Annotated in this window: 26 protein-coding genes; 14 read left to right on the top strand and 12 right to left on the bottom strand. The window is 32.9% G+C overall.

Annotated features, from left to right (window positions below; all coding sequences use genetic code 11):
• From ABW636_RS16300 to ABW636_RS16290, 3 genes are all read right to left on the bottom strand, one after another.
• On the bottom strand, positions 1-1,302 hold the full coding sequence (locus ABW636_RS16300; protein WP_367591129.1) for a DASH family cryptochrome: 1,302 nt from the start codon (positions 1,300-1,302) through the stop codon (positions 1-3).
• On the bottom strand, positions 1,299-1,448 hold the full coding sequence (locus ABW636_RS16295; RefSeq protein ID WP_445012695.1) for a DUF2256 domain-containing protein: 150 nt from the start codon (positions 1,446-1,448) through the stop codon (positions 1,299-1,301). The genes ABW636_RS16300 and ABW636_RS16295 overlap by 4 nt, the downstream gene beginning before the upstream one ends.
• Before the next feature lie 541 nt (positions 1,449-1,989).
• A complete protein-coding gene (locus tag ABW636_RS16290; RefSeq protein WP_367591127.1) occupies positions 1,990-3,258 on the bottom strand; it encodes a S8 family serine peptidase in 1,269 nt (422 codons plus the stop codon).
• Positions 3,259-3,859: 601 nt separating this feature from the next.
• Here ABW636_RS16290 and ABW636_RS16285 point away from each other — a divergent pair.
• From ABW636_RS16285 to ABW636_RS16235, 11 genes are all read left to right on the top strand, one after another.
• Positions 3,860-4,705 (top strand): alpha/beta fold hydrolase, encoded by an 846-nt coding sequence (locus tag ABW636_RS16285; protein ID WP_367591126.1) that lies wholly within the window; start codon positions 3,860-3,862, stop codon positions 4,703-4,705.
• Positions 4,706-5,197, top strand: a complete 492-nt coding sequence (locus tag ABW636_RS16280; protein WP_367591125.1) for an RNA polymerase sigma factor — start codon at positions 4,706-4,708, stop codon at positions 5,195-5,197.
• The gene (locus ABW636_RS16275) at positions 5,187-5,762 is read left to right on the top strand and encodes a hypothetical protein (protein ID WP_367591124.1); all 576 of its coding nucleotides are present in this window, start codon (positions 5,187-5,189) and stop codon (positions 5,760-5,762) included. Before ABW636_RS16280 ends, ABW636_RS16275 begins: the two co-directional genes overlap by 11 nt.
• 298 nt (positions 5,763-6,060) lie before the next feature.
• Positions 6,061-6,651, top strand: a complete 591-nt coding sequence (locus tag ABW636_RS16270; protein WP_367591123.1) for a Crp/Fnr family transcriptional regulator — start codon at positions 6,061-6,063, stop codon at positions 6,649-6,651.
• A 57-nt stretch (positions 6,652-6,708) separates the two neighbouring features.
• Positions 6,709-7,047, top strand: coding sequence for a hypothetical protein (locus tag ABW636_RS16265; RefSeq protein ID WP_367591122.1), 339 nt, complete (start codon positions 6,709-6,711; stop codon positions 7,045-7,047).
• Positions 7,048-7,083: 36 nt separating this feature from the next.
• Positions 7,084-7,662, top strand: coding sequence for an NAD(P)H-dependent oxidoreductase (locus ABW636_RS16260; RefSeq protein ID WP_367591121.1), 579 nt, complete (start codon positions 7,084-7,086; stop codon positions 7,660-7,662).
• Positions 7,663-7,796: 134 nt separating this feature from the next.
• Positions 7,797-8,369, top strand: coding sequence for a DUF998 domain-containing protein (locus ABW636_RS16255; protein ID WP_367591120.1), 573 nt, complete (start codon positions 7,797-7,799; stop codon positions 8,367-8,369).
• Between the two features lie 205 nt (positions 8,370-8,574).
• Entirely contained in the window at positions 8,575-9,021 is a 447-nt protein-coding gene (locus ABW636_RS16250; protein WP_367591119.1) for a hypothetical protein, read from the top strand.
• Positions 9,022-9,118: 97 nt separating this feature from the next.
• A complete protein-coding gene (locus ABW636_RS16245; RefSeq protein WP_367591118.1) occupies positions 9,119-9,646 on the top strand; it encodes a GNAT family N-acetyltransferase in 528 nt (175 codons plus the stop codon).
• 537 nt (positions 9,647-10,183) lie between these two features.
• Positions 10,184-11,005 (top strand): helix-turn-helix domain-containing protein, encoded by an 822-nt coding sequence (locus ABW636_RS16240; RefSeq protein ID WP_367591117.1) that lies wholly within the window; start codon positions 10,184-10,186, stop codon positions 11,003-11,005.
• Positions 11,002-12,948, top strand: coding sequence for a TonB-dependent receptor plug domain-containing protein (locus ABW636_RS16235; RefSeq protein ID WP_367591160.1), 1,947 nt, complete (start codon positions 11,002-11,004; stop codon positions 12,946-12,948). The genes ABW636_RS16240 and ABW636_RS16235 overlap by 4 nt, the downstream gene beginning before the upstream one ends.
• A gap of 69 nt (positions 12,949-13,017) precedes the next feature.
• Here the strand turns inward: ABW636_RS16235 and ABW636_RS16230 are convergent, their stop codons facing one another.
• The 6 genes from ABW636_RS16230 to ABW636_RS16205 all read right to left on the bottom strand — a co-directional run bounded on the left by ABW636_RS16230 (position 13,018) and on the right by ABW636_RS16205 (position 18,671).
• Positions 13,018-13,293, bottom strand: coding sequence for an ATP-dependent Clp protease adaptor ClpS (locus ABW636_RS16230; RefSeq protein ID WP_367591116.1), 276 nt, complete (start codon positions 13,291-13,293; stop codon positions 13,018-13,020).
• 61 nt (positions 13,294-13,354) lie between these two features.
• Complete coding sequence (gene prmA, locus ABW636_RS16225; RefSeq protein ID WP_367591115.1) at positions 13,355-14,194, bottom strand: 50S ribosomal protein L11 methyltransferase; 840 nt, start codon at positions 14,192-14,194, stop codon at positions 13,355-13,357.
• Positions 14,195-14,329: 135 nt separating this feature from the next.
• Complete coding sequence (tpiA, locus tag ABW636_RS16220; protein ID WP_367591114.1) at positions 14,330-15,085, bottom strand: triose-phosphate isomerase; 756 nt, start codon at positions 15,083-15,085, stop codon at positions 14,330-14,332.
• 218 nt (positions 15,086-15,303) lie between these two features.
• Positions 15,304-16,377: an ABC transporter permease gene (locus ABW636_RS16215; protein ID WP_367591113.1), complete on the bottom strand. Its 1,074-nt coding sequence runs from the start codon at positions 16,375-16,377 to the stop codon at positions 15,304-15,306.
• Positions 16,378-16,381: 4 nt separating this feature from the next.
• Positions 16,382-18,043 (bottom strand): BT_3928 family protein, encoded by a 1,662-nt coding sequence (locus tag ABW636_RS16210; protein WP_367591112.1) that lies wholly within the window; start codon positions 18,041-18,043, stop codon positions 16,382-16,384.
• Positions 18,044-18,128: 85 nt separating this feature from the next.
• Entirely contained in the window at positions 18,129-18,671 is a 543-nt protein-coding gene (locus tag ABW636_RS16205; RefSeq protein WP_367591111.1) for a DUF1599 domain-containing protein, read from the bottom strand.
• A gap of 93 nt (positions 18,672-18,764) precedes the next feature.
• Here ABW636_RS16205 and folP point away from each other — a divergent pair, with 93 nt between their 5' ends.
• Positions 18,765-19,619: a dihydropteroate synthase gene (gene folP / locus ABW636_RS16200; protein ID WP_367591110.1), complete on the top strand. Its 855-nt coding sequence runs from the start codon at positions 18,765-18,767 to the stop codon at positions 19,617-19,619.
• An 80-nt stretch (positions 19,620-19,699) separates the two neighbouring features.
• Complete coding sequence (cdaA, locus tag ABW636_RS16195) at positions 19,700-20,476, top strand: diadenylate cyclase CdaA (RefSeq protein WP_367591109.1); 777 nt, start codon at positions 19,700-19,702, stop codon at positions 20,474-20,476.
• Between the two features lie 29 nt (positions 20,477-20,505).
• On the opposite strand, the gene ABW636_RS16190 is transcribed toward cdaA, so the two are convergent.
• Positions 20,506-22,269: an ABC transporter ATP-binding protein gene (locus ABW636_RS16190; protein ID WP_367591108.1), complete on the bottom strand. Its 1,764-nt coding sequence runs from the start codon at positions 22,267-22,269 to the stop codon at positions 20,506-20,508.
• 4 nt (positions 22,270-22,273) lie between these two features.
• Complete coding sequence (gene truA, locus ABW636_RS16185; protein ID WP_367591107.1) at positions 22,274-23,017, bottom strand: tRNA pseudouridine(38-40) synthase TruA; 744 nt, start codon at positions 23,015-23,017, stop codon at positions 22,274-22,276.
• A 248-nt stretch (positions 23,018-23,265) separates the two neighbouring features.
• Here truA and ABW636_RS16180 point away from each other — a divergent pair, with 248 nt between their 5' ends.
• Positions 23,266-23,760: a metallophosphoesterase family protein gene (locus ABW636_RS16180; RefSeq protein WP_367591106.1), complete on the top strand. Its 495-nt coding sequence runs from the start codon at positions 23,266-23,268 to the stop codon at positions 23,758-23,760.
• Positions 23,761-23,817: 57 nt separating this feature from the next.
• On the opposite strand, the gene ABW636_RS16175 is transcribed toward ABW636_RS16180, so the two are convergent.
• Complete coding sequence (locus ABW636_RS16175) at positions 23,818-24,228, bottom strand: DUF4293 domain-containing protein (protein WP_367591105.1); 411 nt, start codon at positions 24,226-24,228, stop codon at positions 23,818-23,820.
• Positions 24,229-24,252 lie beyond the last annotated feature (24 nt).

The raw sequence follows: 24,252 nt of genomic DNA, 5'->3' as shown, positions 1-24,252 counted from the left end.
TTAAAATAATGTAGGTTGAAGCCAAATAGTTTGGTATTTTTGATTAGGGTCATATCGCTCGGATTGTAATTTAATATTGAATTTTCTATCCCTGGGGTCATTACCAACTCCTGAAACATATAGCCAGTTTCCATAATTGCTATGCACATCATAATCCATCAATAAAGATTCGAAATAAGCGGCCCCTATACGCCAGTCGAGTTTTTGTTCTTTCGCAAAAAAGGAGGCTACATTTTGTCGACCTCGATTACTCATCCACCCGGTATGTTTTAACTCTAGCATATTGGCATTTACAAAAGGTTCGTGTGTCATGCCATTTATCCAATCATAAATCAAATTTTGATCCGTAGACCATGTATATTCTTTATTTAGAATTCCTTTTGTTCTAAAAATTGTGTTTCCATGTTTGAGTGAAATATATTTAAAGAAATCACGCCAAATTAATTCAAAAATCAACCAATAGGTATCATCATTTTTCAAGATTTCTTGTTCATATCTTTTGACTTCATGATAAATTGTTCTGGGAGAAATACTACCATTGGCCAGCCATGCAGAAAGTTTAGAGCTATAGTTTTTGCCAATAAGTCCGTTTCTTGTCTTTTTGTAATAAGAGAGTTTATGGGTATTCCAAAAGTACTCCTCAATTCGCTTTAGGGCTTCATTTTCTCCTCCTTCAAAAGGAAAAGCAGTTCGAGAATCCACCTCAAAACTCTCAAAACCAAGCTCCTGTAATGTAGGAGCATGCTGTTCATCATCAATTCTATTTTCGAGAGTTAAAGTCGATATGTTACATTCATATCTTACAGGCGCGTATTTTTCGCACTTTTTCCTAAAGTTGGCAAATACTTGTGGGATGTTTTCGACAGTAAAAGGTATATCTTCTGGATGAAATAAAAACTGGTCAAAAGATGATATCCAATTTAAGTGCTTACATACCTCGATTTTTTTCACATTTTGAACAACCTTAATCTCTTCGGATGTCCACTCTTTTTGAAAGTATATTGAAGTTATTGTATAGTCTTTTATAAGTAACGGCAGTATTTCTTCTGGTGTATTCTTATAAATAAAAAGCGAGATGTTGAGTTTGTTTAGATTTCTTTTCAGGTCAGTAACAGTCTCTATCAAAAATTTAGCTCGATATTTTTCCATTTTCTTAAACCCGAAACGATCTTTTTTAAAACTCCTTGGATCAAAACAGAAAAGACCAACTACTTTTTCATTTTCAGAAACTGCTCTATGCAATGAAGTATTATCGTGCACTCTAAGATTATTTCGAAACCAAACCAAACCTGTTTTACTCATGCAATTATTTTTTTATTGCTTCTACATCGTTTACTACAATATTTAACATCACTCCAAACTTTTTCCCATTTTTTTCTCCAGATGAATGGCCGTTTGCAAACAACACATATTTTTTCGGGAAGCTGTTTCTTTTTCACGAATGACATTTTGTTTAACAAATTTAGTAAATCATTAAACAAAAAAGAAATATCTAATACATCTTTAACAGATAAAAATCAAGATTCAGATTTTAATTACCTCATTTTTGGTATTTACAAATATCTGATCTTCCAAGTTTGGAATTATCATATGTTTTCTGGTAAAAACACCGGAAGAAGGTAATATCATTTGGTTAGGTCGCTTGTGAAATATTCATACATCAAAAACTGGTATAATCCATTTTCCTTATTTTATTAAGTACTTATAAAATGTTCTGCTAGTTCATTGATTTTTAATTATTCTTTTCAAAAGGTTTCTATACATGTCTTGTAGAGATCATGAATATTGCAAAAACCTGTAATTTAAATAATCAAAGGTTTTTTTATTTTAACGTGGGAGGATCAATAATCATGCAGCACTTATTTTTATATATTTATAAGCTTGAATTTTGAATCATCGAGGTCACAAAGTACTAAAAGCCAGACATTATTGTCTGGCTTTTGAAGTAACCAATGGAAAAACCACTTGTCAAAAAACAAAGATCACTCTTTATCGTACGGCTATAGGATAATTTTCACCTCTATTGTTAACCGATCCAGCAGTTCTTGGACCACTTCCTCTGGCATGCATAATTCCTGCTACGTGCGGAGAGGCCATAGACGTACCGCTAAGCGTAGCATAGCCTCCATTCAGATATGTACTTCGCACACTACTTCCTGTAGCGATCACATCAATCGGATTCATATTATAGTTAGAAAATGATGAGAATCCTCTGTTACACGTCATAGAGGCAACTGTATATATGTTATTCCCATTTACACAAGCGGGCTGATAGACATCGGCATTAGAGCTATCATTTCCTGCAGCAATAGCAACAAATGTTCCTGCATTCGCTAGTGCAAATAATGAATTGCGATATGGTGAACTATTTGCACAATCAGAACCAAAAAAACCTCTTAAACTCAAATTGGCAACATCTCCAGCAAGATCATATTGACCTACATGATCCACCCCCGCAAGTATGGTAGACGTACTACTACCACCGCTACATCCAAAAACTCTTACCGGCACTACACGCGCTCCTGCAGAAACGCCTACAACCCCGATACCATTATTAATAGCTGCGGCAGTACCGGCAACATGTGTGCCATGGCCGTTACAATCATCGGCAGAACCACCTACAAAAGATCTGGCATATCTTGTATCTGTAACTACATTAAGATCTGGATGATCTAAATCGATCCCACTATCTATAACCCAAATCCATGTATTCTTCCCAGAACCATCTGCAAAACCTCCTGCATTAGAGATTCCGCAAGGTGTTTCCTGTGCCATTTTTTGGGATGCATCACCAGAAGTCATAGCTTCTATTTCATATTTTGGCAATTCTACTACTCTATCCAATTCTATAGCTGCTACATTAGGATCATTAAATAGCTTTTGATATTCATCCCTTTCTAATTTAATAGTCATCCCAGAAATTTTGGTTGTGTAATAATCTATTACGTTGGTTTGATCTAAATCATTATCAGATAAAATAGAATTCATCTTTTTAATAGAAACTTCAGAAATACCTCTAACCGATTTGGCTTTTGATTCTCTATTGGTAAACGATGATTTTTCAAGAGCTTTTGAGGCAGGTAAAATTTTAGAATTTTTAAAAACAACTATGTACTGACCTGGAATAATTTTCCCTTCGGCACTTGTTGGTTCTACACCAGATGCTACATTGCTATCCGAAACATTTTCTTTCTGACAAGAAGTAATGAGTAATGCTGTAAGTATTGTACCTAAAGCAAGTTGATTTAGTTTTTTCATATTAGTAAAAAATTTGTGTTAAAGCCCAAAACTAAGAATTCGAACAAAAAATCTACATGTGGTAAAACCCTAACACATATTACTAAAAAACAGACATTAACAAGAATTCAAAAATGAAATAAGCGTATTTTTTGCAACACTATTGCTTTAGTAAAAAAGCCCAACAGAAACAAAATTAACAGGAAAAATCTGTCACACAAAAATTGTAGGAAAAAACCATAAATTTAACTAGTGAATTGTACGTAAGTTTTAACGTCAGTTTAACTAAAAACAGTTATAATTGTCCGTTAATCGATTCTTTTATTTATGTTTTTCTATGTAAAACTTTATTTTCATCTAATGAATAACGGAAATCCCGTACATTATGAGCATACTTCTTTATAAAGCCTCATTTCATTGAATAAAAGACCTGTCAAAGACATAAAACTTATAAACGACTTTTAGCACACCATTACAAAATACCATTATAATACATTTACAATTTTATTGAACTTCATATGAGAAAAGTTTATTTATAAAAAACAGAAGAAAGAAAAAAAAATAAAAATGATGTAACATTTTTTGATTTCTGCATCTAAAGCAAAAATTAAATACAAAAATCATGAAAAACATCATTTTATTTTTAGCCATCTTTCTTTCTTTAACAATCCAGGCACAAGAAGACCATCAACCCATTCATGTAAAAGTTACCGGTGAAGGAGCACCGGTAATGTTAATCCCCGGCTTTGCGGTACCTGGTGATAGTTGGGACACAACAGTTAATCAATTAGAAAAAAAATACGAGTGCCATGTGGTTACGATTGCAGGTTTTGGAGGTAAAGAGCCTATAAGTTTTCCCTGGCTTCCAAAAGTTAATAAAGCTCTTGAAGATTATATTAATGAACAAAAACTAGAAAATTTAACCATTATTGGTCATAGCCTAGGAGGAACTATAGCCACATGGCTCGCAAGTAAAGAAAATAATAAGCTATCAAAAATTATCCTTGTAGATGCACTACCAGCCGCTGGGGCAATTATGATTCCTAATTTTAATCCTGAACACTTAGTATATGACAGTCCTTTTAACAAACAACTATTAGCAATGAATGAAGCTGACTTCGAAAAAATTGCGGCAGGTATATCGCAAAGTATGAGTCTTAACCAAGTAAGCCAACAAAAAATAAAAAACTGGATGATTAAGGCAGATCGAAAAACCTATGCATATGGATATACCGATTATCTGAAACTAGATGTAAGGAACTATTTGAAAAAAATTACTATCCCGGTAACCATACTTGCAGCCGATAAACCTTTTGGTAAAGAAATGGTTACACAGACCTATAAAAATCAATACGCCAATTTATCACAATATGATTTGATTATTGCTGATAATGCTGCGCACTTTATTATGTTTGACCAACCCAATTGGTTCATAGAACAAGTTCAACATATTTTATTAGCAAACTAAATGAACATAGAAAAAGAATTTACTGAAATCTATAACACACATACCCCAAAAGTGTATCGATTATGTTTGGGGTATGCCTCTGGTGATGAAGATCGGGCAAAAGAGTGGCAGCAAGAAACTTTTATCAAAGTTTGGAAGCATAGAAAATCTTTTAAACAAGAATCCTCTATAGGTACCTGGATTTATAGAATAGCCGTAAATATATGTTTGGGTGATTTGAGGGAATTGAAGAAACACACCCATATTAACGAAAATATATTGGCATCGAATATAGTTGATACAGACGAAAAAAAACATGATGATCAGATTGCAAAAATGTACCATTGCATTAATCAACTTACAAAAAATAACAAGTCCATTGTTTTACTAGAACTAGAAGAAGTACCTCAAGCCACTATTGCAGAAACATTAGGTGTAGCTCACGGTGCTTTAAGAACACGCTTGAGCAGAATTAGAAAAGCACTTTTAAAATGTATTACCAATGAAAAATGATCAATTAACCCAAATATGGAATAGTCAAAAAAACGACGTACCGTATGAAAGCCCTGAGCAAATTATCAGGAAAGCCAAAAAACAACGTAATAACCAATATATATCGATCGCAGTAATGTCAACTACCGTCTTGATATTGGTTCTATACGCAGGATATTATGCATTCCATCGATGGAATAATTTTACTCTCGGATTGGTTTTAATGATCTCTAGCCTCGCATTTCGTGTAGTTTTAGAATTCATTTCTCTTTATCAAAAAGAAAGCCAGCTTATTTCATTAGATAGTACAGCATTTCAGTCTTACCTAAAAAAACATTATACATTGCGGTTAAAAATAAACTATATTATCACGCCTATATGTTTTGCTATATATGTGTTTGGTTTTACAAAGTTACTCCCCTATTTTAAGCAAGAATTTTCAGAAGGTTTTTATACGTATATCTTAATTTCTGGATTTGCATCATTTCTTGTATTGCCCATAATTATAGTTAATAGTATATTGAAAGAAAGCCGTTTCCTAAAACAATCCAGAAAAAATGATCTAAAGAAATCATCTCAAAACTAATGATAGAAGTAAAATATATAAAAGCATATCGTAGAAAATGGACAATAGCATTTATGACACTATTTATCGTATAGATTTTAAGTCCCGTTACCATGCTTATATTAAACTTTTAACAAGTAATCAATACAATCTCTTTAAAAAGAGTTATTCTCTCAACATATGCTATCAAAATTTAAACTGTAAAAATTGGTCATCATATTTAAAAGCCAGATATATAGTATTATCTGGCTTTTTTACTGGTTATTGTTACTTTTATGTTCAATAAATAGTAAATCATAGTATAATAAAGTCTCAGTCAATGAAAAAAGTGAATTGTGAACACCTCTTGAATGAAATTGGAGAAACATATACTCCATTATCTACTGCATGTCAACAAGATTTTATTGCTCATTCAAAAATTACCTCTTTCAAAAAAGGAGAAATTGTGGTTCGCGAAGGACAGTTTTCTAAAACCGCATATCTAATGGTACAAGGGTGTGCAAGGGCTTATTATATAAAAGACGGAAAAGATATTTCTGACTGGTTTACGTTCGAAAATCAGTTTATGGCGGCAATCATCAGCTTTTTTAGTGAAGAGCCAAGTCCGCATTATGTCGAATTTGTGGAAGACTCGATAGTCCTGGAGTTTTCAAAAGACACCGTAGACAAGCTTTCTGATAAACACCATGATTTTGAACGGTTCATTAGTAAAGTAGTGACCGAAACTATGTTGGGACTATGCGAAAGGTTATATACCATCCAGTTCAACAAAGCAAAAGAAAGATATAAGCACCTTATAAGCATCCACCCCACAATAACCAATAGAATTGCCCTAACCCATATTGCTTCGTATTTAGGGATTACACTCGAGACGTTGAGCAGGATACGAAGTCCTAAGCAACGAATTTGATTTATATCAAATGATTCTTCTTCCATTAACCGGAATTTTGTAAAAAAGAAATACAGCATGGAAAAAAACAACAAACAACTACAATCAATTTGGGGAACATGGTGGGAACCTATTAGAAAATGGTTTTATCCGGCATGGTTACTCTATGAAACTTTGGTACGTTTTTATGAGTATACACAATCTGTTTATCATTATTTTTTAATGGAACAAGAGTATACCACACCTTATATTGGTGAAATTGGTACTCAAACCTTAGCTATTTTTTACAGCGTCGCGACTTTCGTTATTTGTACTGCCTTTTTAACCGTACCTACTTGCTTTATTTTATACAAATTCTTCAATACTGATAATTTAACAGGTACCCGGTTTGAGTTAAAAATGAAAAGAGTGTTCTAAATACAAAACCATCAATTATAAACCTCTTACAAACAGATGAAAAAAATACTAATTATAAATGGTCATCCAGACAAAGAAAGCTTCAATTTTGGACTTTCTGAAGCTTATAAAACGGGAGCAAAAAAATCGGATGCCGAAATAAAGGAAATTCATATTAGAGAATTACATTTTAACCCCAACCTACAATTTGGATATAGAAAACGAACCGAACTAGAACCAGATTTACTAGATGCACAAGTCAAATTAAAGTGGGCAGATCATTTGGTTTGGGTATATCCTGTTTGGTGGGGTTCTGTACCAGCCATTATGAAAGGTTTTCTCGACAGAGTTTTACTTCCTGGATTTGCTTTTAACAAAAAAGAAAACTCTTTGCGGTGGAATAAATACTTTACTGGCAAAACAGCTCGAATCATTTGCACGCTGGACCAACCTGCCTGGTATTACAAATGGTTTTATGGAAACCCAAGTCATAATGCCATGAAAAAGTTAACTCTAAATTTTATTGGAGTAAAAAAAGTACGAACTACGACCGTTGGCCCAATACGACTTTCTAAGGAAGAGTTTAGAGCAAAATGGCTAAAAAAAGTTGAAAAAATGGGATTACTAAACCACTAAAAGAAAAAGACTTAAGAAACAAGCCTAAGAAAAACACCCCTCGAGAAGTAACGAAGTATAACAAATCGTCGTCTTCTAACCACAGGTAATCGCCTGTTACAAAAATCATTCAATCAATCAAAAAAATAATCAAAATGAAAAACAATCTACTAAAACAAGCGATCTATTTACCCATAGTATATTTTGGCTCTATCATCCTGGCAAGCGTTTTTGCCGAGGAGTATAGTCAAATCGGACAACATGTGAGCGAATTAGCGATTAATAAAAATGAAACTGCCGGAACCATTTTTAACATAGGAATATTTGGCACAGGGATTTCGCTAATCCTATATGGCATTGGATTATGGGCGAGCTTTAAAAGACAATTTTCTATCACAAGTTTTCTAATCATCGTATTTGGTATTACATTTTTATTTGGAGCCATCTACAAAATTGGTTCTCCATGGCACGGACTATACGGAATCGGAATTTCTGTGATGATGTTACCGTTGGCATTTTTGTACGAAATGAAAGAAAGGAATACCAACAGTTTTACCAAAAACATCTCTATTCTGGTTGCAGCACTAACGTTCATTTATTTTTGGGCGATGATTGCTGGGTTAGATCCTAGTGAACACAGAGGATTAACGCAAAGAACATTTGGTTTTATACTTTTTGGCTTTGTATCCTACACAGCTTATGTCACCAGTAAACAAAGGATAGCTTAGTAAAACCTCAACAGCTAAATTAACCGTTGCACAATTTGAAGGAAATGCTTCTACCATTGTGCAACGGTTTTTAATATCATAGTATAAAAGCCTATTCTAATTGATGTTATTGATAAATTAACAGCGCACTATTACTTTTATATATCCAATATTTGTTTAGCAACGAATACAATTATTCGGTATAATTATAAAAAATTAAGGCAGCATGAAACTAATTTTTTCGATAATCACTTGTATAGTCTTTTTTTCTTTAAGTTATGGACAAAAAGACATAAAGGATATCAAAGTGTTTAATATGTGGTCTAGTTATAATCATGGTAAATGGAGTGAATGGAAGCCGAATGATGAAGTGTTTATTCTTAATTATATTGGATCCAATAATGTTGCTCGCTGCAGGTTAAATGATAAAATAATGGTTTTAAAAATGCATCCAGATATTGCCTTACAAACAGGAAAGACTTCTGATGGGTATAGCTACAAGCTTCTCACGGTTTATGAATGGATATCTTCGATCAAAATGGAACTCAAATTTTTTGATAACAATCCAAACTACGGAATGGAATTAACGTATGGAGCGCCAATTTACGTTTCAAAAAAAATAACCATACATAAAACATCTATAGCTCATTATGGAAGAGGTATTCATAACTAAAAGTTGAATACATTCTGTTATCTTAGGCAACAACAAAATACCTGCACACTTTATTAGAAGCCATCTTACAAATATTGCATTAAAACATAGAAGCTAAATGAAGATTTTCGAAACTGAGAGACTAACAATTAATGTATTAAAAGAGAAAGACCAAGACATCTTTGTAGAATTACTTTCTGACCCCAGAATTATTGATCCAGCACCTCACCAAACCGTTGATATGGAGAACATACTAAAGAAATTCCGATCAAATTTAAAGCTTTGCACCGTTCCTATAAAAAATCAAGACAATATTTGGGGAGTATTCGAGAAAGGAAATTCGGAAATGATAGGCATAACTGCAATACTAACTAATGCTGAAGGAGATTGGGAATTAGGGTATAGATTTAGGATAAAACATTGGGGACATGGATTCGGAACCGAAGTAGCAAGTGGAACAGTAAAGTATTGTTTTGAAAAACTAAATTTTGAAAAAATAACCGCAGATGTTGATATTGAAAATATTGCATCGGTTAAAATTCTTGAAAAAACTATGTTTCCTGTAAAAGAGTTTTATAATGAAGAGGATCAATGTACCGATAGACGATACGAAATAAAAAGGAAAGATTGGCCACAATACAAATAGCTATTTGTTATACAACAGCCATACTTTGGCTAATCAAATTAGTTAAATATTCATTTTGCATCAAAAAATAAATCTTATTCATGTATTTCAAATGCAACCCTATGATGTATGAATTGTCTATGTTAAAAAAGAGTCAACCAACCAACTATTTTTTTTATAATTATGTACCATTCATGTTTTTCTAACGAATGCAACTAAATTTTTTATTTTCATATATTGATTTTAACCATCTTTCTTAATATAGCTATTTTTCAAGGGGTAGTATTAGGGACTATTATATTAAAATCCCCTATATTCAGAAACAATGCAAATAAGTACTTAGCTTACGCTATATTTTCATTGTCTGCTTCATTATTAAATCAAGTTTTTGATGATATGGAGGTGTATCACAACTTCCCATTTTTGCAGTTTGTAGATAGTATGGATCCGGGCTTGCTTTTTCCCGCTTTGATTTATATATATATAGTTTATCAGGCTAATCATCCCATTAAAAATTCAAAAAAAAAGTTCTTCTTGTTCGGGCCTTACCTGCTCTCATTGATTTTAAATATTATAGATGAGTTACTCATTAATTTACAAGAAACCGCACTACTATTTCAATTTGCCATGAATCTTATGCAAATGGTAAGCGTATTTATAGTACTCGTATATGTTTTTGGTGTTTTTATTTTTTCTTATAGAATTATTAAACATGCTAAAATCGGGCAAGAAAAAAGATGGCTCATCCAACTTTGGTACTTATCTTCCGTTTTATTTGTTTCATGGATTTTGATCATACTTTCTGCTATACCTTTCGATTATGATTTTACATCTGTTATGAAGGGAGTGATTATACTGGCTACATTTCTAATTCATTGGACTGCTTATACCGGTATTTTCAAATTTAGATTAGCCAATGACAGAAAAGAGATTAAAACCTTACTTAACAAACTAAAACCAAATCACACTACTAATCACAGCATTACTGAGATTACCACACACAAAGCTTCTAATGAACAAAAAGTAGAAACCTTTACCAAAGAAAATACTTACTTTCAAAAATTAGAAGATCTCTGTATCCATAAGCATATCTATAAAGACAGTACTCTGGATCGTGATAAAGTAGCAGTGATGTTAGGCATAAGTAATGGTTATGTTTCTCAACTTGTAAATACTGTAACGGGAGGCAATTTTAGCACCTATATTAACCGTTATCGCGTTCAAGCAGTAAAGGATATTATTTTAAATGCTGAGTTCGACAATTATAGTCTTTTGGCTATAGGACTCGAATGTGGGTTTTCTTCAAAATCTACTTTTCATACTGCTTTTAAAAAAATAACGGGGATGACGCCAAATGCGTATCGAAAAAAGCATCAATAAGTGCGGATTTATTCAATCTTAATGACTTTACCGATGGAACACCAGAAGATATTGCTTTTGTAAATCAATTTTTACAAAGAAGACCCGACGCAGGAAACATAAATGGTTCACCAGCAACAGCCGCTGCAAAGTTTCTTGTAAATAGTGATATAAATATTTTCGATAAAACAAACCTCTATTTTAATGCTGCCTATGTTTACAAAAGTATCAATAGCTTCGCGAACTATAGAACTCCTTATTGGAGAACACTAGCCGATTTTCCTTATTTATCAGATTTCTTTCCTGCAACCGGGGTTCCCAATAATTATGATGGGTATGTCCCCACATTCGATGGTATTTTAAATGATTATAACGGAACCATTGGTTTTAAATCTAACAAAAATGGATGGATATATGATCTAAGTTTCACCGTTGGTAGTAACCTTCAAAAATATACGGTTAGAAATTCACATAACAGAAACTTTGTATACTCCCCTTCTACATGGGTTGACACAAATAATAACGGCATTGTTGATGACGGAGAGATTACAGAAGGTTCTAATTTATATCGTGAAAACAGCCCCATTTCATTTGACTCGGGAGGAACTAGGTTTACACATAAAGTGGGTAATATTGATATTTCAAAAATACTGACAGATCAAATAAGTATTGCTTTTGGTACAGAGTTTAGAAGCGAAGACTATGAAGTAATTCCTGGCGAATTGGCATCCTATGATGGTGGTGGCACAGATTCTTTTGCTGGTAGCAGACCTGAAAATTCTGGAAATTTTAATCGTTATAATTTTGGAGGATACTTTGATATTTCTTACGATGTCACAGAAAATTTATTGTTTAATGGTACTGTGAGAGCAGAAACATACTCTGATTTTGGTGATGCTTTGGTTTGGAAATTAAGCTCCAGGTATAAGTTTAATGATAAAATTACCTTAAGAGGATCTGCATCGACTGGCTTTAGAGCTCCTACGCTTCATCAAATATACTCTCAAAAATTACAATATAGTTTTGTGGCTGGGCAAGGTATTCAGGTAACAGGGCTTATTAACAATGTGTCTCCCCAAGCTAAGTTTCTTGAGATACCTCAATTAGATAGTGAAAAATCAACAAATTTCACCATAGGATTAGGAGCCAAGATCACCAATAACCTTAATCTAACAGTAGACTATTACAACATTGCAATAGAAGACCGTATTATATTAAGTACCGATATTAATGGGACCAATATTAACGATCAAGGTATTAATATTGGTACAACTCCTCTTGATGATATATTAAGAAACAATAACTTAAATAGCGCTAGTTTTTTTATTAATGGTTTAGATACCAGAACATCGGGTATAGATGTCGTAATTGGATATAAGAATTTAGTTATTGGCAATGGGAAATTAGATTTTAACTTATCAGGAAATTATACGATACAAAACGAACGAGAGGGAAATGTAAAAAATCCTTCATTAGTAGAAAGTGGTGGGCAATCTGTTTTCGATTTAACTTCAGAAAGTTCTGTCTTTACCTCTAGACCAGAGACCAAATGGATATTAGGAGTTAATTATACAATCAACGACTTTAATTTTTCTGCAAACAACACTTATTTTGGGAAAGCAATTTTTAAAGATCCGGGGCTAAACGATAATTTAAGAACCGAATTTATTCCGAAAATCGTTACTGACCTAGGTATTAATTATGCAATATCAGAGAAATTTAACCTTTCTATAAATATCAATAATATATTGAATGTGTTACCCGAATGGAAATTTACTGCAGAAAATCAGGCAGGTCAAAACCTGATAAATGATACAACTCTAAATGGACTGGGTATTACCCCTATACAGGAACAATCAAATCTTGTAACGTTTAATCAACGATATCCGCAAACCACCTATTTTGGTTATCATTTTAGTCAATTAGGAACTTTATTTAATCTATCCCTTAATTACAAATTTTAATTTAGATCTGAATAAATATAGGATGTATTGAAAATAAAAAAAGCCTTAGAAAAGGCTTTTTTTATTTTATTATATGATTTCTGCGCTTAAGCCGGCATCTAATAACTTAGAACATCTCGGCACCAGTTCTTCATAGACTCCTGTTTTTACAGTACATTTTCCTTTGTAATGAACCAATAACGCACATTGTTCTGCTTGTACAGGGGTATGCTCACAAGTATATATCAAAGTTTCTATTACATGATCGAATGTATTCACATCATCATTGTACAAAACAATCTCACTATTACTTTGTTCTACTGGTTTTTCAAGAACTTCTTCTAAAACTTTTTCCCGGGTACTCATATGAGATAACTTTTTTATGCAAATATAGTAAATTAGAGCATTTGCGTTAACTATTAAAACATTATTTTAAACGATAAGACGCTGCTATCCAGTTATTTCTACTCAAATTACTAATAAACTCCAGATTTTGTTTCTCACATTCTGAAGTAATCTTATCGAGATCTTCTTCATAAAAACCACTCAAAAACAATATTCCGTTAGTGTTTAAACACTTTGCATAATACTTTATATCATTTAATAATATATTTCGATTAATATTTGCTATAACAACATCATAATTTTGTCCGGATAAAAGAGAAACATCTCCTTCATACACTGATATTTGTTTACACTTATTTCGTTCTACATTTTCTTGAGTATTTAAAAAACACCAATTATCAATATCTATTGCATCAATAGGTTGGGCACCTCTCATTTCTGATAGAATTGCCAGTACTCCTGTACCACATCCCATGTCTAGTACCGATTTATTAGTAAGGTCTGCTTTTAAAAGGTATTGAATCATCATATGAGTGGTCTCATGATGACCTGTGCCAAAAGACATTTTGGGTTCTATTATGATATCATACTTTGTATTAGCTTCGTCATGAAAAGGAGCCCTTACACTACAAATATCATCTACAAGTATAGGAGCAAAATTCTTTTCCCATTCCTTATTCCAATTTACCTGTTTTATTTCTTCAAAACTATAATCAATAGTAAACTCTCCCGATCCTAAAACATATACTCCTTCTAAAATATCATCATCCCAATCTTCTTTCTGGATGTATGCACTCACGCCGTCATCTGTTTCTACAAAACTTTCAAATCCAACATAGCCCAATTCTGCTATTAGTATTTCTGTACCTGGTTGAACTGGTGATACCTTAAAAGTATAACCAATATATTTTGTATTTGACATATTTAGTCCTTTATCTTTTATAAAAACGTTTTAATAGCTAAACAAAGTACCTCTATTAAAGAGATACTTTGTTAAGTTTTTCATAAAACATGTATCCATTTTTTATTTAAAACAAAAAATAGAATGTTTTGATTATTAAGAAATTGCGTTTGCAATAGTTGTAAAGCTTTCAGCATCTAATGAAGCACCTCCTATTAAACCTCCATCTACATCTGGTTTTGCAAAAATTTCTTCTGCATTATTGGGCTTAACGCTACCACCGTATAAAATAGAAACCTCATCTGCAATACTCTGTCCATAGTTATCGGCAATAGTCTCTCGTATAAATTCATGCATTTCTTGAGCTTGTTCTGGCGAAGCGGTTTCTCCTGTTCCTATCGCCCATACTGGTTCGTATGCCAAAACGACATTTTTCCAATCTCCTTCTTTTATATGAAAAAGACCTTTTGTAAGTTGTTTTGCTACAATAGAAAAGTGATTGCTATTTTTACGATCTTTTAATTCTTCTCCAAAACAAAAAATAATTGTCATTTTATTCTGTAAAGCTGCATTTACCTTTTGCGATAACAACTCGTCTGTTTCTCCAAAATAAGCTCGGCGCTCACTATGTCCCAAGATGACGGTATCTATCCCAATACTTTTAAGCATATTTGCCGAAATCTCTCCGGTATAAGCTCCATTTGTTGCTTGATGCATATTTTGAGCCGCTACAGTAATTTCTGAAGAATCTAATATTTCTATTGCACTTTGTAAATTGGTAAACGTAGGTGCTACAATAACTTCTGTTTGAGACGAGTTACTAAGTTTGGTTTTTAACTCAGAAAGTAATGTTCTAGTCTCTGCCAGATTGTTATTCATTTTCCAGTTTCCTGCTACGATTTTTTTTCTCATTAATTTAAAATTTTATAATTGGTTAAAAGTGTGGTTATCGAACTATCTCCTGACGAAACAATCATTGTTTTTATTCTTCACCGCAAAATTATCATTTTTAGACTGATATTTCACTTCTTTATTTTACTTATCGTATCTATTTTGGTAAAAAAAATACAATTTTAAAAGGTATCTTTTTTATACTTTTTTTCACCACAGTTTTGTACTATCCAGTATTATCATGTTCGAATTCTAGGATCAAGCCATCCATAGATAATATCCACAAGAATATTGATGACTATAAACATAGTAGCAATAATCAATACGGCTCCCATAATTACGGGAAGATCTAATGTGTTAAGTGCATCTACAATTTCTTTACCTAGTCCATTCCATCCAAAAATGTACTCTACAAAAACAGCACCTGCAAGCATGGATGCAAACCATCCAGATATTGCAGTAACAACTGGATTAAGTGAATTTTTTAAAGCGTGTCTTTTTATAACCATAAACATAGAAAGTCCTTTGGCTTTTGCGGTTCTTATATAATCTTGAGTCATCACTTCGAGCAACGAGTTACGCATTAACTGGGTAACAACCGCTAGAGGCCGTATCCCTAAAACAACTGCTGGTAACAATAAATTTTTCCATTGTATATATCTTCCCTCTCCAAAATCATCTACTTCATACAAACTACCTGACATATTCAATCCTGTAAATTCGTGCAATACATAACCAAATAACCATGCAAATATAATAGCGCTAAAAAAAGATGGTACACTCATTCCTAAAGTACTTAACAACTGAATTATTTTATCGGGCCATGCGTCTTTTGTCAATGCGCTTATAACACCCAGCAAAATACCAAACAAAATGGCTATACAAATTGCCACTATCGCCAATATAGCAGTATTGGGTAATGTCTCTTTGATTACAGCGCTTACTTTTTTTCCGTTTTTCTGAAAAGATTCTCTTAAATATGGAAGCTTGAAAATGGTAACCGTTTTCTTTGTCTTAAACAATTGAATGGCAGTATATTTCTCCTTATCATAAAAAGTAAAATCATCGTTATTGGTACTATGAAATGAGAGCGGTGAAAGATCATTAATGTAAAACAAATATTGTTTATACACGGGTTGATCAAAACCATACTTCTTTCGTACATTTTTTATCTGTTCTTCTGTTTCATTTTGGCCTAACATCATTTGCGCCGGATCTCCTGGCAAAAGAGTGAACAATAAAAAAATGACAGTAACTACTCCTATCAATGTGAGTATAGCATATCCTATTTTACCAATCAGATAACTACCCATATTACTATTTAGAACTTTCCTGTAGGTTTTCTATTTCTTTTAGTGTATATGTCTTGTAAGGGACTCCAAAAAGTCGTTCACAATATTCTTCTATACTTTCTTCGAGCCCTATTTCTTTTCTTCGTTTATTAACAGACTCTGGATTTTTAATAGGCCAGATAAACGATATCGAAGTTTTGTCAGAAGCAGTAATTGTTTTTCCTTGTGTACCATATATTTGTTCTAGTCCTTGATTCATAAGATACCTGTCTTCCATCATCGCTACTAAGTCTTTTCCTAGTTCACCTTTTTCTCCTGCCTCTTTGATCATAGGTAAATATTTCTCTATTTTATTAGAGTGTTGGATCACTAACCAAGCTGCCATACTCGTTTCTTCTCCTACCAAAGACTTGCCTGGATATCCATGTTTTTCAAGAATTTGTGTTACAAACTCGGTATTTGTACTATCAATCTTATGTTGTTCTTCCCAAGAGATTTCTTTTTTCATTCTTCCCTCCTGATCCAATTTCATAATACTATCTAATTGTGCCTTTAATTTCTTATCGATAACCGGTACCGGTGGCCCTACATTTTCAACTTTTAACTCATCTGCATCGTTCCAATGTAATTTATCGACTATTGTACCTTTTTTTAGCTGTACAATTCCTGGGTTAGAACGCAAGATTGTTTTTAAAGCAGTCTCATCGGTTGTATAAAAATCAAAGTTCAAATCAAATCTTTGTTGTACCTCTGCTATATCCTTTGGCGTAGAAGCTGTTAGACCTATAACTTCATATCCTTGGGCCAATGCCTTATCTGTTATTTCTTTTACTTTATGAAATCCTTCAGCCTCACTTTTAGATAAATTATAGGTAATTATAGCTATCAGATTTTCTTTTTCTAAAAACTCTACAGTGTAATCAACATCATTTTTTTCAATTGCAAAATCATGAATAGGCGGTTCATACCCTTTATCTATCATTTCAGTTTCAACTTCTATAAAATTACCATCAACTTTTGGATAGTCTCCACTAGTGGTAATAATTTTTTCTTCTCCGTTTACATTAAATTTCCAGTTATATGCAAATTTTGCCTTGGGTGCTCCTTCTGGAAACTCCATTCCTTTTTGAATATTAACCCCTTCTTTATAGGCTCTAAAATCAAAAACAGGTAAATGCATTAATACATGATAAGCAAAACCTAGACATGCTGTAAAAGCAGCAAAAACAACCCATTTGTGCATGGCCAAAGGCTTAATTGGCTTGATATACTTTTTTCCAAAGAATAAGAAAAGTATTAAAACTAATAAAATGACATCTTTGGTAAAGGATTCCCATGGGGTTAACGGTAATGCGTCTCCAAAACAACCACAATCTGTAACTTTATTAAAATAGGCCGAATAAAATGTTAGAAATGTAAAGAAAACTATCATTCCTAATAATGACCAAAGCGTAAATTTCTTTAAATATCCCAATAACAGTGTAATCCCTAATATGATCTCAAAAATTACTATAAACACTGCTAAAAGCAATGCATATGGTATTAAAAACTCTAAATTAAGTACACCTTCGCCAAAGTACTCCTGTAGCTTGTACGAAAACCCTAATGGGTCATTTAGTTTTATAAAACCTGAGAATAAAAAAAGTGCTGCGACAAATATTCTGGAAATGGTAACGAGAATCTTCATTTTATATCAAATTACTTTACTTAGTTGTTCACAATATACTAGGAAAAATGATAACATTTTTAATAGAACAATATTATATCTTAAATCATTTTGGATCTTGCAAATGAATCATGGCAAACACCGCATAATTTATCATATCCTGATAATTAGCATCGATTCCTTCACTCACCAACGTTTTTCCTTTATTATCTTCTATTTGTTTTACCCGTAGTAGTTTTTGGATAATCAAATCTGTAAGAGAACTTACTCTCATATCTCTCCAAGCTTCTCCATAATCATGATTCTTATTGAGCATTAACGTTTTTGTAGCATCTATATGTTTATCGTATAACTTTTCTGTTTCTTCAAAAGATAGATCTGGTTGATCTGCTACTCCTTTTTCAACCTGTATTAGAGCCATAATACAATAATTAATAATCCCAATAAATTCTGGTTCTTCTCCTTCGTCTACCTTACGTACTTCATTTTCCTGAAGACTTCTTATTCGTTGTGCTTTAATAAAAATTTGATCGGTTAACGAAGGGAGTCTCAATATTCTCCATGCCGTACCGTAATCCTTCATTTTTTTTATAAATAAATCACGACATAGTGTGATGATTTCATCATATTGTGTAGCCGTATCTTGCATAAAACTGTTGAATTTTGCGTAAATTTCGCTTTAAAATGGGAATTAAAAAAATCCTATCTCAAGTTTAGGAATAAAAACCGTGAAATATTAAAGATGACTATTAATTGTAAAGGTTCTTTAATCGACCTATCATACCCAAAAGTAATGGGTATTCTTAATTTAACCCCTGATTCTTTTTATGACGGTGGTACGTATAAAAATGAAACAGAAATACTTAAAAAAGTGGCATCTATGATTGAAGAAGGAGCTACTTTTATTGATTTAGGTGCTTATTCTTCAAGACCCGGAGCAGAGCACATTTCTATTGAAGAAGAGAAAAAAAGAATACTTCCGATCGTTTCATTATTAGTTAAAGAGTTTCCAAATATTTTACTTTCTATAGATACTTTTAGAAGTGAAATAGCAAGAGTATGTATCGAAGCAGGAGCAGCTCTTATCAATGATATTTCTGCAGGAAATTTAGACACAAATATGTTTCAAACAGTAGGAAAATTAGCTGTACCCTATATAATGATGCACATGAAGGGAAATCCGAAAACAATGAAAACCTTAGATACATATGATAATCTACTATTAGAGATCAACACCTATTTTGCACAAAAAATTGCGGAAGCCAGAAAATACGGAATTAATGATATTATCATAGACCCTGGGTTTGGATTTGCGAAGAACACAGCACAAAATTTCGAGCTGCTAAAAAATCTACAATTACTAAGTTTTCATGATACTCCGATTTTGGCAGGACTTTCAAGAAAATCAATGATCTACAAAACCTTAAACCTGACTCCCAAAGACGCTTTGAATGGCACTACTGCAATGAACACCGTTGCTTTGCTAAATGGTAGTAATATTCTTAGGGTGCACGATGTAAAAGAAGCTATAGAATGTATTCGTTTGGTAACACAAGTAAAAACAAATAATGATATTAAGAACGAAACCGTTCTATAAACAATAATCACTTTGGTATTTCAAAGAAATTGAAATCTAAGTTTCTTTAATTTTTCTATTTTTACAAAAACACCAGACATTTGGATTTAATCAACCTTAGAATATTAGACGTCCTAGATATTGTACTTGTAGCTTTCCTACTGTATTATATCTATAAGTTGGTTAAAGGAACTGCTGCTATCAACATTTTTATTGGAATTGTAATCATTTACCTGGTATGGAAACTAACTCAATTCCTTGATATGGAAATGTTAAGCAGTGTTTTGGGTGAATTTATTGGTGTTGGAATGTTTGCTTTAATTGTAGTTTTTCAACAAGAAATACGTAAATTTCTTTTAATGATCGGTTCTACTAATTTTGGGCAAAGACGTAAGTTTTTGAGACAATTAAAATTTATTAGAGATACCCCTGAAGACGACATTACAAATGTTAATGCCCTGGTTACAGCTTGCAATGAAATGGGGAAATCCAGAACGGGAGCTCTTATCATTATCAAACGAAATACGGCTTTGGATTTTGTAAAGACTTCTGGTGACAATATGAACATTCTGGTAAACACTCCTATTATTGAAAGTATTTTCTACAAAAACAGTCCGCTACACGATGGAGCTATGATTATCGAAGATAATTACATCGTAGCGACTCGTGCTATTTTACCTTTAACAAACGACAATAACATCCCTTTGCGATTTGGATTACGACATAGAGCTGCTGTGGGTATTACCGAAAAAACAGATGCTTTGGCATTAGTAGTAAGTGAGGAAACAGGTAAAGTTTCTTATATCAAAAATGGTGAGTTTGTTATTTTTAAAACAAACGAAGAATTAGTAGAAAAAATAAAAAGAGATTTAATATAACTCTTCAAAAATTGGCACTCTGAAAAATATCATTCAGAAACATCAGCAAACTGTACTTCGTAAAGGTTTTTATAGTATCCACCTGCAATCTCTAGTAACTCGTTATGACTACCATACTCTACTATATTCCCTTTATCCATTACAATAATTTTATCTGCATTTTTTATAGTTGCCAATCTATGTGCTATTACAATCGATGTTCTTCCTTTAGTTATTTTATTGGTAGCATCTTGTATTAATTGTTCGCTATGTGAATCTACAGACGAAGTTGCTTCATCAAGCACCAAAATACTTGGATTTGTTACATATGCTCTTAAAAAAGAAAGCAATTGCCTTTGTCCAGAAGAGAGCATTGCCCCTCTTTCTTTTACGTTGTACTGATACCCCCCAGGAAGACTCATAATAAAGTCATGAATTCCTATTTCTTTTGCTGCCATATGAACCTCTTCTTCGGGTATTGCGGGATTATTGAGCGTAATATTATTTAGGATCGTGTCTGCAAACAAAAATACATCTTGCAATACGGTAGCTATATGACTTCGTAAAGATTGCACATCGATTGTCTTAATATCAAAATTATCAACAGATATGGTACCGCTATCAATTTCATAAAATCTTTCTAACAAATTAATTATCGTAGATTTTCCCGCCCCTGTAGCCCCAACAATAGCGATTGTTTCTCCTGGTTTGGCTACAAAAGACACTCCTTTAAGCACTTCTTCTCCTTCTACATAACTAAATCTTACCTGATCAAAAGTGATTTTTCCTTTAACATCATTTAATTCAAGTGTCCCTTGATTCTCAATTTTAGAATCTGTATCTAAAATGGCAAAAACTCTATTTGCCGCTACCATTCCCATTTGAAGGGTATTAAACTTATCTGCTATTTGTCTAAGTGGTCTAAACAGTATTTGAGATAACTGTATAAATTCTATAACAAGCCCCAGAGAAACCCCATCATATTGAGCTGCTTTTAGTCCTCCAAACCAAACAATAAGTCCCACCGTTATAGAGCTTGACATTTCTGCAATAGGAAAAAAAATAGAGTTATACCAAACTGTTTTAATCCAAGCTTTTTTATGCCTATTATTTATTTCTTTAAACTTATCATACTCTGTTTGTTCTCTTGCAAAAAGCTGAACAATTTTCATTCCTGTAAGGCGCTCCTGCACAAAAGAATTAAGATTTGAAACCTGTGTTCTAACTTCTTCAAACGCTGCCTTCATTTTCTTTTGGAAAACTCTGGTTGCATATACCACCAAAGGCAGCACTACAAAAACCAACAAACCAAGTTGCCAGCTCTGATAGAGCATATAGCACAATATTGCCAGCATTTTTAACAAGTCACTAATAATCATAAACAGACCTTGACTAAAAATACTTGCAATTGTTTCAATATCACTAACTGCCCTAGTAACCAACCTCCCAACAGAAGAACGGTCATAATATTGTTTTTTAAAACCTAGCATATGACCAAAAAGAGCAACTCTAATATCTCGTATTACATGTTGACCCAACCAATTTGCAAAAAAGATGAATAAAAACTGAGTAACAACATCGATCACCAAAACCCCTAACATTAAGCTAACAAAATAAACTAATAGCTCAGCATCCTGAGGAATAATAGTCCTATCAATCGTTTGCCTCAAAAGATAAGGGCTCACAATCGACAATGCAGCCAACAGAATAGCCGAAAATGCTACAAAATAAAAAGTTAGCCGGTAAGGATTCGTATACGTAATCAGCCGTCTAAAAAGTTTAAAATCAAAAGCTTTACCGCTCTTATCTGCCATGAATTTATTCTACTATTTTTTGGGGATACTCTACAGCTGTCAAATACAATCCATGAGCAGGAACAGAATATCCTGCCTTACTTCGATCTTCACTTTTAATGATAGCTAGCAATCCTTCTTTATTTAACTTATTTTCACCTATTTCGATCAAGGTACCTACGATAGCCCTTACCATATTACGTAAAAAACGATTGGCCGAAATTTTAAAAACCAATTGATCTCCACAATTTTCCCAAACGGCATTCGTAATGGTACAATTATACGTTTTTACATCGGTTTTTGACTTACTAAAACATTTAAAATTCGTATAGTTTAACAGTAATTTAGCAGCTTCGTTCATTGCATCAACATTCAATGTTTTTTTATAGTAATAGGATTTATCTACACCAAAAGGATCTTTACTTAGGTTGACATAATATTCATAGGATCTGCTAATTGCATCAAATCGAGCATGCGCATCCTCTCTAACTAAATAAACTTTATGTATTGCAATATCAACAGGAAGAATTGAATTTAGTTTATACCGCAACTGTGCTGTATCTAACTCTTCAAAATGATCAAAGTGCGCCATAATTTGTTTGGCATGTACCCCAGTATCTGTTCTTCCTGCCCCAACAATAGCTACATTACCTCTTAATAAAGTAGACAAAGAATCTTCTAAAACTTCTTGAATAGAAATTGCGTTGGGTTGCCTTTGCCAACCGTGATAATTGGTTCCATCATAAGAAAGTTCTAAAAAGTATCTCATTTTAAGGTACGCTATTTATTTTCTATGTTTAAATTTAATTGGATCATGAACACCTGTTTTCTTACACACAAAACTCATCTTTTATATTGCTATGTATTAAACAGAATATCCTATTTTTACAAAATCCAGGGAACAAATATAACTCATATAAAAAGTAAGTACTATATCATATAGTTTTTATTATTATTCCCTCTCATAATTTTGTTAAAAACCACTAACCAAAGCTTTACCAAAAGCCCCTACCTATTGTGAAAAAAATACTTTTACTTAGTGATACGCATAGCTATATAGATGACCGCATACTACACTATGTTAAGGATGCCGATGAAGTCTGGCATGCAGGAGACATTGGTCACCTTAATGTAACTGATTCTATAGAAGCATTAAAACCTCTTAGAGCAGTTTATGGAAATATCGATGACGATAAAATTAGAACCACCCACCCTCTTCATCAACGTTTTGTTTGTGAAGGCGTCTCTGTATGGATTACACATATTGGAGGATATCCTCCCAAATACAATATAAATACTCGAGAAGAAATCAAAACAAACCCTCCTCAATTATTTATTTGCGGACACTCTCATATCCTAAAGGTCATCCCAGACAAAAAAAATGGAGTCTTACATATGAATCCTGGTGCCGCCGGTAAACATGGATTTCATAAAGTTCGTACAATGCTAAGATTTACTCTTGATAAAGGAAACATTGAAAACCTTGAAGTAATTGAACTAGGAAAAAAATAAAACCCGAAGTTGGCATACTTCGGGTTTTAACGCACTAATACTACTAAGATTTTAGGTTTATCGTAATCGATCTACAGATTTTACAAGATTCTCATCCCTTTTAATAGCCTTATTGGCCATCACTAATAAAACGATAGAAATAATAGGAATGATCATCCCAATACCTTTCTCAGAAACGTGAGTTTCTCCAGATACCGTTAGAGACCAATAAACAAATACTCCTAGTAAAATAAAGTTTAATAAGATATTGATACGCCCCAATACAAATTGAAGCTTTCTATTTTTGAACATAAAAATTGAAATCAACGACAAAGCCGAAGATCCCAGAAACAATCCTAAAAGAAATAATTTTTCGTTGGCGTAATGTGCTACTCCTTCAGAATCTATACCATATGGCAAATATATAGACAACACCCCAGAAACTAGAGCTACTAATAATAAATATATGGTTTGTATTCGTTGTAACATTATTATTTTTCCCTTAGAGGAAGC

It is taken from the genome of Aquimarina discodermiae (assembly GCF_040786235.1).
GTDB lineage: Bacteria > Bacteroidota > Bacteroidia > Flavobacteriales > Flavobacteriaceae > Aquimarina.
Note: the sequence above shows the minus strand (reverse complement) of the source record. Positions and strands in the feature narration are given on the sequence as shown.